General features: G+C 65.5%; 9 protein-coding genes. 3 read left to right on the top strand and 6 right to left on the bottom strand.

The features are described from left to right. Positions 1 to 2: 2 nt before the first annotated feature. A complete protein-coding gene (gene parE, locus KI613_RS11285) occupies positions 3 to 1,952 on the bottom strand; it encodes a DNA topoisomerase IV subunit B (RefSeq protein WP_226399458.1) in 1,950 nt (649 codons plus the stop codon). Between the two features lie 138 nt (positions 1,953 to 2,090). On the opposite strand from parE, the gene KI613_RS11280 reads away from it, so the two are divergent. Genes KI613_RS11280 through KI613_RS11270 form a run of 3 tightly spaced genes read left to right on the top strand, consistent with a single transcriptional unit; the run spans position 2,091 to position 4,248 of the window. After that, positions 2,091 to 2,282, top strand: a complete 192-nt coding sequence (locus KI613_RS11280; protein WP_226399457.1) for a hypothetical protein — start codon at positions 2,091 to 2,093, stop codon at positions 2,280 to 2,282. Continuing rightward, positions 2,282 to 3,205, top strand: coding sequence for a DUF808 domain-containing protein (locus KI613_RS11275; RefSeq protein WP_226399456.1), 924 nt, complete (start codon positions 2,282 to 2,284; stop codon positions 3,203 to 3,205). Before KI613_RS11280 ends, KI613_RS11275 begins: the two co-directional genes overlap by 1 nt. Continuing rightward, on the top strand, positions 3,202 to 4,248 hold the full coding sequence (locus tag KI613_RS11270; protein ID WP_226399455.1) for a zinc ribbon domain-containing protein: 1,047 nt from the start codon (positions 3,202 to 3,204) through the stop codon (positions 4,246 to 4,248). Before KI613_RS11275 ends, KI613_RS11270 begins: the two co-directional genes overlap by 4 nt. 371 nt (positions 4,249 to 4,619) lie before the next feature. Here the strand turns inward: KI613_RS11270 and KI613_RS11265 are convergent, their stop codons facing one another. Genes KI613_RS11265 through KI613_RS11245 form a run of 5 tightly spaced genes read right to left on the bottom strand, consistent with a single transcriptional unit; the run spans position 4,620 to position 15,831 of the window. After that, entirely contained in the window at positions 4,620 to 7,724 is a 3,105-nt protein-coding gene (locus tag KI613_RS11265) for a DUF6519 domain-containing protein (RefSeq protein ID WP_226399454.1), read from the bottom strand. A 40-nt stretch (positions 7,725 to 7,764) separates the two neighbouring features. Beyond that, the gene (locus tag KI613_RS11260; RefSeq protein ID WP_226399453.1) at positions 7,765 to 9,903 is read right to left on the bottom strand and encodes a hypothetical protein; all 2,139 of its coding nucleotides are present in this window, start codon (positions 9,901 to 9,903) and stop codon (positions 7,765 to 7,767) included. Beyond that, positions 9,900 to 13,022 (bottom strand): putative baseplate assembly protein, encoded by a 3,123-nt coding sequence (locus KI613_RS11255; protein ID WP_226399452.1) that lies wholly within the window; start codon positions 13,020 to 13,022, stop codon positions 9,900 to 9,902. The genes KI613_RS11260 and KI613_RS11255 overlap by 4 nt, the downstream gene beginning before the upstream one ends. After that, positions 13,019 to 15,475 carry a putative baseplate assembly protein gene (locus KI613_RS11250; RefSeq protein ID WP_226399451.1) on the bottom strand — a complete coding sequence of 819 codons (2,457 nt, stop codon included), beginning with the start codon at positions 15,473 to 15,475 and terminating at the stop codon, positions 13,019 to 13,021. The genes KI613_RS11255 and KI613_RS11250 overlap by 4 nt, the downstream gene beginning before the upstream one ends. Continuing rightward, positions 15,472 to 15,831: a GPW/gp25 family protein gene (locus KI613_RS11245; protein WP_226399450.1), complete on the bottom strand. Its 360-nt coding sequence runs from the start codon at positions 15,829 to 15,831 to the stop codon at positions 15,472 to 15,474. Before KI613_RS11245 ends, KI613_RS11250 begins: the two co-directional genes overlap by 4 nt. Position 15,832: the final 1 nt, after the last annotated feature.

The following is a 15,832-nucleotide window of genomic DNA, read 5'->3' as shown; positions in this document are numbered from 1 at the left end:
TGTCAGACGTCAGCCTCGACTAGCCCGCCGTCCTTCTCCATCCAGGCCCGACGGCCGGCCGCTTCGCCCTTGCCCATGAGCAGCGTGAAGGTGGCGGTCATTTGCTTGATCGTTTCGCGGCTGGCCTGGAAGGGGACGAGGCGGCGGGTGTCCGGGCACAGCGTGGTTTCCCAGAGCTGGTCAGGGTTCATTTCGCCGAGGCCTTTGAAGCGGGAGACGGTGATCTTGTTTTCCGAAACGCCTTCGTCGCGCAGCTTGGTCAGCGTCTGTTCCTTCTCGGCTTCGTCGAGGCAATAAACCTTGCGAGTGTGGCCGCGGGCTTCGACGTCGACGCGGAAGAGCGGCGGCTGGGCGACGTGGATGTGGCCGCGTTCGACCAAAGCTGGGAAGTGCTTGAGGAAGAGCGTGAACAGCAGCACCTGAATGTGCGAGCCATCGACGTCGGCGTCGGACATGACGATGATGCGGCCGTAGCGCAGGCCTGAGACATCGACGCTGTCGATCTGCTCTATACCGTGCGGGTCGACGCCGACCGCCACGGAAATGTCATGCACTTCGTTGTTCTTGAACAGCTGGTCGCGGTCGACTTCCCAAGTGTTTAGCACCTTGCCGCGCAGCGGCAGAACGGCCTGGGTTTCCTTGTCGCGGCCTTGCTTGGCTGAACCGCCGGCCGAGTCGCCCTCGACGAGGAACACTTCGTTGCGGGCGATATCGTCCGATTCGCAATCGGTCAGCTTGCCGGGCAGCGTGGCAATGCCAGAAGACTTCTTCTTCTCGACCTTCTGCGTCGATTTCATCCGGTTCTGCGCCGCCTTGACGGCCAGTTCGGCGATCTTCTTGCCGAAATCGGCGTGGCTGTTGAGCCACAGCTCGAAGGGGTCGCGCACCATCTGGGTGACCAGCTTGTAGGCATCGCGGCTGGTCAGTTTTTCCTTGGTCTGGCCCTGGAACTGCGGGTCGAGCACCTTGGCCGAAAGCAGGTAGGTCATGCGGCCGCAGACGTCTTCCTGGGCTAGTTTGACCTTGGCCGGCAGGATGGCATGGTGTTCGGCGAAAGTCTTGACCGCCTCGAAAACACCGGCTTTGAGGCCGGCTTCGTGGGTGCCGCCATCGAGGGTCGGGATCAGGTTGACGTAGCTTTCCGGCTTGCCGCCACCTTCCTCGAACCAGGCCATGGCAAAGGTGGCGCCTTCGCCGACGGCGAAGCCGTTGGCGCTTTCAACGTGTTTCTCGCCGACGAAAATCGGTGCCACCGGCGTGCCGACCATCATCTCGTTGAGGTAGTCGGCCATGCCGTTCTCGTAGCACCAGACTTTCTTGTCCTGGCCTTCGATGTCGAGTTCGACCGTGACATTGGGCATGAGCACGGCCTTCGAGCGCAGCAGATGCTCGAGCTGGGCCAGATTGATCTTCGGCGAATCGAAATACTTGGGGTCGGGCTGGATGCGCACTGTCGTGCCGGTGTTGCGCTGGCCGCAGTCACCGATCCGGCTCAGCGGTTCGGTGACAAAGCCGGCGCCGAAGGCGATGTGATGCACGCCACCGCCGCGCTTGATCTCGACTTCGAGGCGGATCGACAGCGCATTGGTCACCGAAACGCCGACGCCGTGCAGGCCGCCCGAGAAACGGTAGGCGTTGCCGGCATCCTTCTTGTTGAACTTGCCGCCGGCGTGCAGTTTGCAGAAAACCAGTTCGACCGCCGGCCGGCCTTCTTCCGGGTGGATTTCGACCGGGATGCCGCGGCCGTTGTCGCTGACTTCGATGACGCCATCGGCGCGGATGGCAACCGAAATTTTCTTGGCGTAGCCGGCCAGCGCCTCGTCGGCGGCATTGTCGATGACTTCCTGCACGATGTGGGTCGGGCAGGTCGTTCTGGTGTACATCCCGGGACGTTCCTTGACGGGTTCAAGGTCTTTCAGGACACGGATGGAGGAGGCGGAGTATTCAGACATTCGCTTTGAATTTTGGGCAAAAAAGCCGGTCGACCGTAGGAGAGAGTGCGGGCAGGATTCTAGCCGTTTTCCAGGCAAGCGCACTGCTTATGCGCCATGGCATAATTGCTGTCCCTCCGGATTTGCCGAGGAGTCATCATGGAAAATAAAATGCCCGATGCAAGCTATCAGCCGCGCTGCGCCGATCGCCGCGTGTGTACGCATATCGCGCCGCCGCCGTACGAAACCCGCGAAGGTCGGGTAATGACTGACCGCCGTTCGGCTATCGATCGGCGTGCTTCCTGGATTCGCGAATTCTCGCTGGAGACATCACGGGGTCGGGAATCCTGATGGCCGGCGCCAGCCTGCTCGTCCTCATTGACGATATTGCCACCATCCTTGATGACGTGGCGGTTTTGACCAAGGTCGCCGCCAAGAAAACGGCCGGCGTGCTCGGCGACGATCTGGCACTCAATGCCCAGCAGGTCGCCGGCGTTGCCGCCGAGCGCGAATTGCCGGTGGTCTGGGCGGTCTGCGTCGGTTCCCTGAAAAACAAGTTGATTCTCGTGCCGGCGGCGCTGGCGATCAGCGCTTTCATCCCGTGGGCGGTGACGCCCCTGCTCATGATCGGCGGCATTTACCTGTGCCTCGAAGGCGTCGAGAAACTGGCTCACCCGTGGCTGCACAGCGAAGCCGAGGACGAAGCGCACCATGCCGAGGAACTGGCCGCGGTAGCCGATGAAACGGTCGATATGGCGGCGTTCGAGGCGGAAAAGATCAAGGGCGCCATCCGCACGGATTTCGTGCTGTCGGCCGAAATCATCGTCATCGCGCTGGGCACCGTCGCCACTCAGCCCTTCACTACGCAACTGACCGTGCTGGCCGGCATCGGGCTGATCATGACCATCGGCGTTTATGGCATCGTCGCCGGCATTGTCAAGATGGACGACGTCGGCGCCTGGCTGCTGCTCAAGGGGCGCGGGGGCATGAAGATCGTTGGCAAGGGCCTGTTGCTGGCCGCGCCAAAACTCATGAAGTTGCTGACCATCGTCGGCACGGCTGCGATGTTTCTGGTCGGCGGCGGCATCCTGTCGCACGGTATTCCGCCAGTTCATCACGGTATCGAGCACCTGGCCGAAATGAGCGGGATGATGAGTGGCGTCGTCTCGATGTCGCTTGATGCGGTCGTTGGCATCGTCGCCGGCACCGTGGCCTTGCTCGGCATGCTGGCGTTTTCGGCAATACGCGGCAAATTCAAGGGAGTTGAGGCATGAGCAAGGCGCTGCGTCTGTCGGAAAAATGGTTTCGTTTCGGGCTGTGGATCGTCGCCTTCGTTTTCGCCAGCTTCCTGATCGGGCTGGGCGGGACGATTGTCGAGAACCTGCCCAAGGTCGAGCACCGCGTTACGCTTGATGATTTCATCGACCAGCAGGCCGCCGCACCGCTGCGCGCCGAGCTCAAGGCGATGCAGGAAAAACGCCAGGCGGCGCAGGATGCCCACGATCAGGCCCAGCTCAAACTCAATGGCGCCCGCGCCAACTCTGCCGCCGCACGCGACACCTTCAACAACTGGCTGGCGACGCGCCACGCCACCAAGCGCCCGGAGCAGGACGCCGAACTGATCGAACGCACGCAGGCCCTCGATGAACTGAAGATTCTCGAGCGCAAGGCGCTGGCCGATGTTGAGCGTCAGCAGCAGAGCCTGCTCGACGCCCGTCAGGCGGAAGAGCGCGCCCAGCGCGACCTGCGCGAACTGGAGCGGACGGCCTCGACCAAACTGTTTACCGAGCAGCGCAGGCAGGAATTGCGCGTTTTCGGCTATCGCCTGGCGCTGACCCTGCCGCTACTCGCCGTCGCCGGCTGGCTGTTCGCCAAAAAGCGCCAGAGCACGTGGTGGCCCTTCGTCTGGGGCTTCATCTACTTCGCGCTGTTCGCCTTCTTTGTCGAGCTCGTCCCCTACCTGCCGAGCTACGGCGGCTATGTGCGCTACGCCGTCGGCATCATCATCACCGTGCTGGTCGGGCGCTACGCCATCGTCGCCCTGAATCGCTACCTCGAAAAACAGAAACAGGCCGAGGCCATGCCCGATGTCGAGCGCCGCAAGGAACTGAGCTACGACACGGCATTGGCCCGGCTGGCCAAGAAGGTCTGCCCGGGTTGCGAGCGGCCGGTCGATTTGACCAACACCGCCATCGATTACTGCCCGCATTGCGGCATCTGTCTGTTCGACCATTGCGGTCGCTGCCAGGAACGCAAGAGCGCCTTCGCGCGTTTTTGCCATGCTTGCGGGGCAGGGGGGCAGGGCAGCGCCGGCTGAATTGGCCTGGCCGGGTGACTTCCACGGTCAACCGGGAAAAAGGCCCAAAATTGAAATGCCTGCCGTGGGCCTCGTACCCGGCCGCTTACAAGCAGTAACAATTCGACGTCGGTTCTTTTCGCCCTCCCCGCGTTATTCACTTACTACCCCATAGCAGGAGAGAAGTGATGAAAAGAATTATTGCCGGCCTACTTGTCGCGATTACGCTCAGTGGCTGCTTCCCGATATTCGTCCCGGTTGGCCATCATGGTGGCCACCATGGTCATTACGGCCACCGCCGGTAAGCGCAATAGTAATAGTCGTTGACGGTGGCGTTCTGACACCGGAATCAAATGGCCAGCCTTGACGGGCTGGCCATTGCGTGAACAGTCTTAAATCGGCACCACATTCAGGCCGCCGTTGCCGAAACTCTCGGGATTGGCACCGGCGACAAATAGCCTGAAGTCGTTGTGGGCGAAATTGCCGATGACCTTGGCCTGATTGGCCAGCAATACACCGACGTCGCCTTGCGGTTCCAGCGTGTTGCCATTGAAGGCGGCGTTGAAGCCCGGATAGTGATCTGCCTCGCTGTCGATGCGATTGTTGGTGACCTGCAGGTTGTGCCAGACGGGCAAGGTGCCCTGGGCGTTCTCGATCACCTTGGCTAGTGCCTTGCCGCTGATCCGAACACCCTGGAGTTCGTTTCGTTCAATGATCAGGGTGCCGTTGTCATCGAAGGTTACGGCCCCCGCCTTGATGGCGGCGCTCAGGCGTTGCAACTGGTCGGTGTTGATGTCGGGCATGTCGTCCGACTCGCCGAACAGCGTGATCCGGCCGCGCAGGCGGTTGTTGATCAGGCTCGCATCGTCGGTGTCGTCGAGCGCCAGCGCAAAGGCCGGCGTGCCGGCGCGCAGGGCGTCGGCGAATTGGTTGAGCGCCTTGCTCAGGGCGGCAGCAGTTGGATTCCGGCCGACCACGACGCGCAGGTTGTTGAGACTGGTCTGTTCGCGGCCGGTGAGATTGGACAGGTCATTGCTGCGCAGCAGGGTGCTGATCTCGCCCGACATTTTCTTGCGCTCTGCCGGATCAAGGGCAGCGATGGCTTCGGCGGCCTTGTTCAGGCTGCCATCGATGATGGCGGTGGCGGCAAAGGCGTTGCGCTGTGCAGCCAGGCTGGGAACGCGCTGGACAATGAAATCCAGTCTCTCGTTGTTGTCGGTAGCGATGGCAAAAACCGTGCAGCCTTCAATCAGCAAGCGCGAACTGCCGGCGATTTGCAGCAAGCTGCTGCCAGTGGCTGATCGGCCAAGGAAGTCGACGTGCCTGAAATCGACGTTCTGGCATTTCAGGAAGCTCAAACTGCTTGGTTCGCCGGTGTTGGCCAGGGTGAAATCCTTGAGGCTCAGCGAGCCGAAAGTGTCGAACCTGAACACTTCCTGCTTGAGGATGAGGCGGCTGGCCGGGCCGGCGCCGTGGATGCTGATGCGGTGACGCGGCGTACCGGTCAGGCTCAGGCCGTCGGCCAGGCTGTGGTTGCCGGGCAGCAGGCAGATGCAGATATCGCGCCGATCTTCGGCGATCAGCGTGCGCAGGGCGAGGTCTAGGGTCTCGTACTCGCCGGTCAGGCCGACCGTGACGCAACAACCGCCGCCACCCTGAGGACGCTTGCACAGGGTGTCGATGGCCTCCTGCACGGTGTAGGCCTCGGCGGCGAGCAGGTCGGGGCAGTTGGTCGGGTCGTAGGCAACGCCGGTGGCCAGCGCCAGTTGGGCGCTGAAATGCACCGGCAGATAACGGCCGGCCACCACTTCACCGGCGACCAGCAATTCGGCCGTGACGTGCTGGACCGGTTTGGCCGGATCGGAGTCGAGCGACCAGGCGATACTGGCAACGCCATCGGCCAGCGTATCGACCTCCTGAATTTTTGTGCCGTTGGGCAGCAATCCATCGCTTGCCGTGAAGCGTACCCGCGCCCCGACGACCGGGAACTGGCCATTGGCAACGCCGACCTGCAGCGGGCTGGGCAGGGCGACCTGGGCTGGCGTATTGGCGGGATTCGTTTTGATGCTCTGGCCGTCGCCGCCGACGTAATGAAGTTGGGTCAGCTCGGTCAGGCTGGGGAAGAGCGGGCGGCAGTCCGATTTCAGGATCCAGGCACCGGCCTTGAATTCGAGCAGGGCGAGCCGGGCAAAGGCGCGTAGCACGCCGGCCGGCGAGAGAAAGGCCGGTTTGCCGTTTTCCTTCGGCCATTCGATGGCGGCCGTGGCGGTACGGGCCGGAATCAGCCAGTAATCGCCGATCCGGTAGCTGCCCGGGGCGAACTTCAGTTCGATGCCGTCCTGCGCCAGTTCCTCCCAGCCGGTAGCCGAGTTGATGGCCGAGGTGCTGATTTCGGCGACGCCATCCCAGCGCCGGACGCGCGGATTGCGCGGGAACATCGCCTGGTCGAGGGCATGGCCGATCAGCTTGGTCAGGTCGACGGTGACGACATTGCCTTCGGTGCGAATGACCGGCACCAGCGGGCCGGGCTGGCCGAGCAGTTCGTGCGTGTCGTCGTAGAACTCGACCCAGCAGCCGGCGGTGATGGCCAGCACGTCGTCGCGGCCGATGCTGGCAACCTCGAACTCGTTGGCAATCGGATCGTTCAGCCAGCGGACGACGCGGCTGGCCAGACTACCGTTGTCGCGCGACCACTTGTAGCGGGCCTTGCCGGTGACGCTCGCATCGTCGTGAATCTCGACGCGGTAGAGATGGTTTTCGAGCAGCCGGTAGCCGGCTTCCGGCGGCAACTGGCAGGGTGTCTTGGGCGGGATGCTGGCTTCAGCGCGGGCGGCCAGGCGGCCGTCGGGTGCTGCGGTCAAGGTGCTCCAGGCGGCAATATTCGACAGGCAGGTGAGCGGCGCATCAAGTTCGCCGGCGCGCAGCAGCTTGACCTGCCAAACGGTTTTCTCACGGGTGCAGGTGTCGGGCCCGCCGAGCGCCACTTCGCGCATGCTGGTGTCGTCTACCGGCAGATCGAGCGGGCTGAGATGGCGCTGCCAGGCTTCGAGATAGGCCAGGTAGGTGCCGTCGGGCGGTGCTACGGCGTTGCCGGCGTTGAAGACGACTACGCCGGTGATGCTCGCCGCCGTGACGCCAACCGGCGGCAACGGCAACTGCGATGCGCCGGCCGGCAGCACCGGCGAGGCGGTGTCGGGCAGGTCGGGCTGGTCGGCGACCGTCGTGGCGGCCGGGTTTTCGCAGAGCAGACCATCGACGTAAAGGCGCCCGGCCGAAATGGTCAGATCGGTGCCAGCCGGCGTCAGGCCGAAGCCGGGATTGTCGATGGGCACGGCAACCGGGCCGAGGCTGTCGCGCGTCTCGATCTCGATGCGATGGTTGAGGATGTCCTGTTGCTCGTTGAAATCGGCGTCGAGCTGCACGCGGCCCTGTTGCATCCGCACGCTGCGGTAGCGTCTGGCCTTGTCGAATGTGGCGCGGCTGAGGTCGGCTTTCATTGTGTCTCTCCCGGTTTTTGTCTAGGGATGCTGAATGGGGCTAATTGACGAAAATCGCGGCCGCTTCGAGGCCGAAACGCAGGTATTCATCGAGCGCCAGCGCCAGATTGGCTTCGCGCTGCGGCTGCTGGAGCAAGTTCCAGACACCCATTTCGGCGCCGTTGTCGGCGCCCGTCCTGATTTCTTGGGCGGTGCTTCGCGTCAGCTGGCCATAAGCCGGCGTGTCGAAGCGGATGCTGGTGAAAGCGGGCGTGACGCGTGTTGCCTCGCGGGCAGCGTCGGCGGCGGGCAGGTCGGTCATGACCAGATCGGGTTGGCAGCGATGGCGGCGCGGGGTCACTGATTTTGGCGGCAGGTAGCTGTAGCGGACGCAGCCTTCCTGCCGGCGGGCGATGGTGACCAGCCCGTCGAACAGGCTGTTGCTGGCCTCCAGTCGGCCGGCTGCGGTGGTGCCGAGCATGGTGCAGGCGATGACGGTGAGCGGGCTGTCGTCGACATCGAGCGCGATATTGCCGCCTTCGCCATCGATCAGGCAGTCGCGCAGCGCGACGGTGGCGAGTGGGCGGTTGCAGTGCAGCGGGCCGCTCAGGCAGCGGTAAAGGCTCAGCGTGAGGTCGGTGCCGGTGCCCGTGTGGGCGATGCCGCCCTTGTTCGGAACCAGGCTGCAATGGCGTAGCGTCACGGCGTGCAAAGGCCCTTGCAGGTTGAGGGCGCCGTCGAGCAACAGGCCACCCAGGCTGAGCCGCGTGCTGGCGTTGCCTTTGAGCGAAAAATCGCCGACCAGCACCGGGCGCCGGCCGGGAGCGGCCTGGATGGCGAGATGGCTGTCGGGCAGGTCGAGTATGGGTGCCACGGCTTCCGTCGCATCGGTGTTGAGGACGACCAGGGTGCGTTTTCCCGCGATGACGCGGTTGACCGCATCGGCCGGGTTGGCCGGGGCGTTGAAGGCCGAGGCGAGGGTTGGGGTTGCGGCGCTGGGAATCTGGATGACGACCTCGAAATCGGTCGCCGCAGGTTGGGCCGCCAGCGGATCGTTGTCGCCCGGGCCGGGGCGCTGGTCGTAGGGGCCAGCCCCGATGTCGCCGGGAAAGCCGTAGGCGTAGCCGACTTCAACGCTGGTTGCCGTGATGCCATCGGGCAGCGCCAGGCGACCGCGTCGCGGGTCGATACCAACCAGCACGCCGCCGGCGGCCGGGAAGGTCATGTCCGGCCGGCCGGCCTTGCGGGCAGTGACGGTCAGCGTCGCCGGTGGGTGGCGCCAGTCTTCCGGCACCACCGTGGGAATCGGGCTGAGGTCGCAGATGACCAGGTGTTCGACCGGCACTTCGTTGTCGTCGATCCAGACGCGCAGCACCGGGCCGCTGCCGGCTTCGGCGAAGTACTGGTCGTTGGGGTCTTCGCCGTCGGTCAGGGCCTGCCGGCGGGCTTCGAGTTCGGCGTGCAGGTCGCGCCAGTGCAGCGCTTCCGGGACGTTGATCGGTTCGGCCAGATGGCTGATGTCGGTCTCGGTGCGCGGCCGGTTGAACAGCGGCTGGTCGAGGCCGAGCGGGTCGAAGGTGTAGAAACCGGGCCGTGTCGTCGCCGGACGGGCGGTGGCGCGCTGCACCGGATAGGCCTGCAGGCGCCATAGGAAAAGGCCGACATCCGGCAGGTTGTAGCGACCGGCCGGCAGGGTGCGGATGTCGGCGGTGTGGGCTTCGCTGCCGAACGGGCCGTCGATGCGGTCGAGCGGTCGCGGCTGGCGCAGGTCCGGCGTACGCAGGGAATGCGGTCGCAGGTGATTGAGGTACTGCGTGGTCGACACCCGTTCGAAGAATTCGACGGCGCGGGCGCGCCAGCCGGTGGTGTCGAAGGCCAGTTCTTCGAGGACCAGCGCCGTGCCCTTGCGCCGGCGCAGGCGCAGGGTATTGGCGACCAGTGCGCGCGGACCGAAGGCGGCGGTGCCACCGACCGGATAGAGGGCGCGCACGCCGAGCAGGTCGCCGATGTAGGGCACGACCCAGTCTTCGCAGGTTTCGATGAAGGCGTTGTCGTAGAGCCGTTCGATATCGGCTTCGACGAGCGCGCCCTGGCGGGCGATGACGCCGAGCAGGGCGCGCAGCGGGTCGCCCGCTTCGGCGTCGCGCTCGCGGTAGAAGGCGGGGAGCAAGGCAAGCAGGGAATCGGCGTCGAGCTTCATGACGTGCGCTCCGTGAGGGTGACGGCCGCCAGGTCGATCAGCAGCAGGTCGGCTGGTTGCAGGCTGTTGCCCTGCCAGCGGGCGCTACGGGCCGGGATGCTGCCATCGGGGCCGTTCGAGGTGAGGACGGTGAGTCCCGATTCGACTTGAATCAGTTTGTCGAGATCGGCACCGATGACGCCGGCGACGCCTTGCAGCGCAGCCAGCACCTCGCTGCCGGTAACCGGCTGGCCAAAGGCGCGGGCGGCGAAACCGAAGGCTGTTTCGAGCACTTTGCCGGCGGCGGCAAGAACTTTCTCGGCTTCGTAGTCCGGCGCAATCCACAGCCCGGCAGTCAGGCCGAAACGCAGGTCGCGGCTGGGGCTGACGCGTAGCGGCTGGTATGGCGGCCGGGCGCCGTCGATGGCGGCGAGCAGGTTGCGGTAGAGCGCGGCATTCGGATCGAGCGGCGCGCCGTCGGTGCCGGCCACGGTCAGATGCACCATGCGCTGTTCGCCGTCCCACAGCCAGACGGCTTGCGCCTTGCCGATGCCGGTGAAGGCGGCGGCGAAATCCTCGAAGTCGCGCAGCGAGACGATGCGGTCGAGCGTGCGGACGCGCAGCGGGGCGTTGCGCCGGGCTTCGTCGCCGGCTTCGGCATTGGTACCACCGCTGGCTGCGACCGGGTTGGTGACGGCTTTGAGGCCGGGCGGCCGGGTGAGCAGCATGCTGATCTGCTCGGCCTTGACGTTGCCGGCCGTGCCGAGGCCGACGCGGTAGCGCGCTTCGACATTGCCGTTGCCGGTGGGCAGGCGTGTGCCGTGTACGCCGTCGCCGAACTGCACGGTGGCGCTGCCGTTTTCATCGAGCTTCACTGTGTAGGCGCGCTCGGTCGGGCCGGGCGCAGTGAAGCGCGGCGCTTCCTGCCAGAGCAGCCCGTCGACGCGGATTTCGAGGGTGCTCGCCGTGCCGCTCGGCGTGGCGGCGGTGATGTAGGTCAGCGGGCCTTGCCGCAAGTTGAATCGTTGCAGGCTGCGGCTGCCGTCGCCGCTGCCCAGCGGTTCGGGCTGGATGCGCATCTGCTTGCTGTCGCCGGCGCTGGCCGGGGCGAGGTTGGCGTTGATGCGGACGGTGGCTGGCAGGTAGGCGTGCGTCAGATCGCTGTCGAGCAGCAGTTGGGTGTGGCCGTTGCTGCTGTCGTTGTGCTGGATGCGGACGATTTCGGCGGCTGGAGCGAGTGCCACGGTCAACCGGAAAAAATCCTCAAATTCGAAATCGGCGGTCTTGCGGTCGCGGGCGATGCGGATGGAGGCCAGTGCATCGCCTTTTTTCAGGCGGCTCAGCGCCTTGGTATTGGCTGGAACATCGGCCAGAACGAGGCCGGAGATGGCCAGCCAGCGGCCTGCCGGCAGATCCGGCTCGTAGCCGGCGAGGTCGATCAGGTGGCCTTGCAAAAAGCCGGAGACGGGCCGGGTGGCCCAGTCGAGGGGTTCGGACTGGCCGAAAGCCGTAGTGCTGCGGACATGGTCGTTGAAGGTGTCGCGCAGATTTTCACCGCTCAGCGTCAGGCGGGTGGCGGTGGCTGAGACCGTGAAGTCGGCCCGGGCGTCGTCCTCTGTGCTGACGATGCGATAGACCTCTTCGTAATTCGGGACGGACATCACCGCCCAGCCGTCGGCCAGCCATTTCGGGTAGCTGGCGTCGAGGTGAACGGTCGTGACATCGCGCGGGTAGAGGCGGGTGGTCGGGATGACGGCCCTGCTGACGCCGGGGCCGGACCATTCCAGTTTGCAGGCGGCAGCCCCGCCGTTCTCGTAATACTCGAGCCGGATATCGTGCTTGTGATTGGCTTGCAGACGGGCCGACCCGGTGCGTTCGGTGAAGCCCTGATCGATCCAGAAATCGATGACGAGTTGATCGTCGATCCACAGCCGCAGGCCGTCGTCGGCCGTGACGAAGAAGGTGAACTGGCCGCTGCCCGGCGCCTCGACCCAACCGGACCAGCGCACCGAGAAATGATCGGCTGGCACGGCTGGATCGGGGCTGCCGACGCCCCAGTTGAAATCGACCGTGGCATCGGTGCGGCTCAGGATCGCTTCGCGGAAGCCCTTGCCCCGGTAGTACTGGCCGAGGAGCCCGCTGCCGCTGGCGCTGCCGGCCGGCGGATCGGAAATGTCAGCCAGCGTAAAGCCCGGCCATTCCGGGTGTTCGTTGATTGGCGGCTTGGCATCGTCTGCCATGCCGAGGTAGGTGGCGCGCAGGTTGGCCGGCATGGCCCGCCAGTCCGGCGCGTTATGGCCGAACAGGTGGGCGCGGGCGCGCAGTGCGTAGCAGCGCGGATTGGTGCGGGCCGGATGGACCCCATGCCAGGGTTTGCCTAGGCCGCGGTCGAGCGTGACGACGGTGTAGCCGATGTCTTTCGGGTCGCTCGGGTCGGCCGGCAGCACTTCGCGCAGGCGGATAACGCGGCGGAAATCCCAGTTTTCGTTGCAGGGGTCCTTGGTGCGTTCGTCGCCGATGACGAGCAGCGCATCGCCGGCCTGCAGGCGGGTCGCCGTGCCGGCCAGGTAGATCGTGCGCAGGCCCATGCGCGGCGGCACGGTTTCGGCGGCGAGCACGGGCAGCGCATTCCAGCGGACTTTGGCGTCGATGGCTTCGAGGGTCTCGAAGGTCTGCGCCGTTTCGTCCTGGCCGGGCACGCTCTGGGCGCGGGCGCCGATGTCGATGCGGGTTTCTAGCGGGGCGCCCGGCGCGGTTTCGAGGGTGAAGGCGAGCCAGGTCGAGGCGGCCACGCCGGGGCGCAGTTCGTAGCCGATGGCGCGGGCCAGTTCGAGCACCGAGCGGCGTTCGGTGGCGGTACGGAGGTAGTTTTCGTTGCCGATGCGCTCCTGGTAGAAGCTCAGCACATCGAGCACGGCGGCCCAGCTGTCGAGCAGGGCGATGGCCGGGTCGTCGCTGGCGCGGGTGGTCAGGTTTTCGAGGGCAGGTTCGTCGGCCAGGTCGGCCAGCATGCTCTGCCGGAAGCGGCCGTGGGTGCCGACGCGCAGCGCCAGCGTTGGCTGACCTGGGGGCTGGATGTCGTCGACCGGGGTGAGCGGCGTGACGCCGGCGCAACAGCCGCACTTGTCGGAAGTGCTCATGATCCGCCCTCCACGATGAAGCTGATCTGGCCGTTTTCAGGGAAATTGAGGTCGCCGTCGGCACGCAGGACTTCGAGCTGATCGGCGGTGATGACGCCAGCCGCCAGTTCGCCCTTGGCGCTGCGTCCCCAGCGCTGGAAGCGGCGGATGTCGACGGAAGCGACGCCGGCCACGGCCATGGCGCGGGCGACAACGGCGGACAAATAGAGTGGCGTGCCGAAGGTGAAGCCGTCGGGGTGGAAGAAGCCGGGCCGGCCATGGCGGTCGACGCCGGCGGTGAAGGCTTCGAGCAGCGCGGCTTTGATGTCGGCGGCGAAGTAGCCGCTGGCGACGCAGATTTGCAACTGGATATCGAGCGGGACATGCACCGGATCGGCGAATTCGAAGTCGTAGCCGGCCAGCCGGAAACGTTCGAGGAAGGCGCGCATGGTCGCCTTGAATGCCGCATCGACCGGCTTGCCTTCACGGCGGTCGAGCATCAGGAAAACGGTGTACCAGCTGCCCGTCCAGCGCAGGCGGGCAGCGGCGCGCTGCACGTCGGGGTGGCGCTCGGCGGCTCGGGCGTAGTCGTCGGTGGTGACAGCGCGCTCCTGGGTGCGGAAGGCTTCCGGAGCGTTGAGGCGGATGGCGTCGAGCGTTTCGGGTTCGGCGCCGCCAGTCGCTGGTAACGGGTTGCGCAAGGACTGGATGCCCAGCATCAGGTTGGCATCGTCGCTGACCAGGGCGCTGATGGCTTCGGCGCCGACGTTTCCACGCGGTCCGCCGCCCAGCCGGTAGCGGGCGAGCAGGCGCTGGCCGGTGATCGGCGCGGCGCCAAACTGGTTGTCGCCGAAACGTAGCCAGGCGCTGCCATCGTTTTCGGTTTCGACGACGAATTCGCGGGCGAAACGTTCGCTGCCGAGCAAGTCACGTTGCGGCGTCCACGGCGTTTCATTGGGGTCGGGCTGGTCGCCGAACAGGCTGGAATCGTCAGCCAGCAGCATCATGTCGGCCGGCCGTGCATTGCGCGGCTCCTGGCTCAGCACGCGGCTGGCCGAGAGCGGTAACTGGTCGTTGGTCGCCACGTCGTGATCGTAGGGCTCGGCGAAGGCAAGGCCAGATTCCCTGAGACGCGGTCGGTAGGGCAGGCGCAGGGCAGGCGTGCCGCCATCGCCCACCTCGGGCGGCTCCAGCGTTTGCCAGGGCCGGGTCAGGCCGTGGTCGGCGAGGACGACATTGCCGCGGGCGACGGCGATGGCCTGCTTGACGAGCGCGCCGCCGATCTCGAATTCATGGCTGACGCAGAGCGGGAAGGGCAGCGCATCTTCGTTGTGCCAGTTGATGAGTAGCAGGTCGGTGTTGGTCAGGTCGTCGTGGCCGGGGCTGACGGCGGTCAGGCGGACCGGGTGGCGGTGGCTGGCATCGAGATCGGCCACCTTGCCGGTGGTCGGGCTGAGGATTTCTTCGAAGATCAGCACGTCGCCGGCCGCTAGCGCCAGGGCTGGCGAGTTAACCAGCGCTGCGGCCGTCGTGCCACGCGGCAGGCAGTAGGCCGGGTCGGCAAAGTCGTGGATGGCAATTTCGCTGTGGGCGGCGTGCAGCACCTGATCGTGCAGGGTTTCGAAGACCTCGATGCCGGGCAGCGGCAACTGGTCGAGCAAGTCCGTGCGGCGAACCGGGTCGCCGGCACCGGCCGCAGCCAGCAGAGCGGTGCCGGCCGGGATGGTTTTTGCCTCGGCATCGGCGTCGACCGTAGCCGTCACGAAAACACGAGCGTTGCAGCCGTCGTGCAGCGGGTAATCAAGGAGCCGGGCATGGCGGCGCAGCGAGGTGCGGCGGCGGGCGGTGCCGAGGTAGGCTTCGGTGGCTGCGGCATCCTGCGTGTAGGAAAGGTGGTCGCCGACATAGGCCAGCGTCTCGACCAGCGCCACCGTGAAGTCGGCCGGGCTGCGCTCGGCAAAGCCCGGTATCAGTTGCGACATGCGGTCGAGCATGAGGCGGCGGAAACTGTCGTAATCCTTGGCCAGATAATCGAGGCGCGGTTCGGGCGGGGTGTCCGGGGGACAGTCGTGGAGGTCGGCGCAATCGAATTCGGAGGGGCAGCCTGCCTTGAAGTTGATGCGGATGGTGGACAGGCAGATGTCAAAACCGGGGGCTGGCGCTTCGGCGTCGGCCGGGTCGATCAGGCTCAGCGTATACCAGGAGAAATCGCCAGCCTGTTCGACCTTGAGGCGAATTTCACGGCCGTTGATGACCGGCTCGGCGGACAGCGCGATGCCGGTAATCCGCACACCGCCTTCGATACGGACGTTGGCGCGGCTGATGGCGCTGACCGGATGGACGCAGACGACGCGCAGGCTGCGCTGGTCGAGCGAGGTGATCTCGACGAAATCGATACCGTTCTTGCCGACCGGATTCTGGTCGCGCAGCAGTTGCAGGCGGCGCGGGTTGTCGCTGCGGAACTGGCGGTTCATGGCGCGCCCCGGGTGAAGCGGGTCAGCCGGCGCTCCTGACCGCGCCTGACGACGTACTGGACATCGACGGCGAGTGTGCTGTCATCGTGCTCGACATTGACGCCTTCGACGACGATGCGGTCGCCCAGCCATTGCTGCAAGGCGCTATGCACCGTCATCTGGACGGCGGCGGCCAGCGTGTCGCTGTTCGGCGCGAAGACCAGTTGCAGCAGGCCGCAGCCGAAATCGGGTCGATTGACGCGTTCGCCGGGGACGGTGAACAGCACCTGTTCGATCATGTCGCGCAGATGGGCGTCGTTGTCGGCTTCGCCGCTGCGGCCACGATTGTCGGGTTGGAAGGGGAAGTGGAGGTTCATT

It is taken from the genome of Ferribacterium limneticum (assembly GCF_020510585.1).
In the GTDB taxonomy this organism is placed as follows: domain Bacteria; phylum Pseudomonadota; class Gammaproteobacteria; order Burkholderiales; family Rhodocyclaceae; genus Azonexus.
This window is presented reverse-complemented; position numbering and strand designations above follow the sequence as displayed.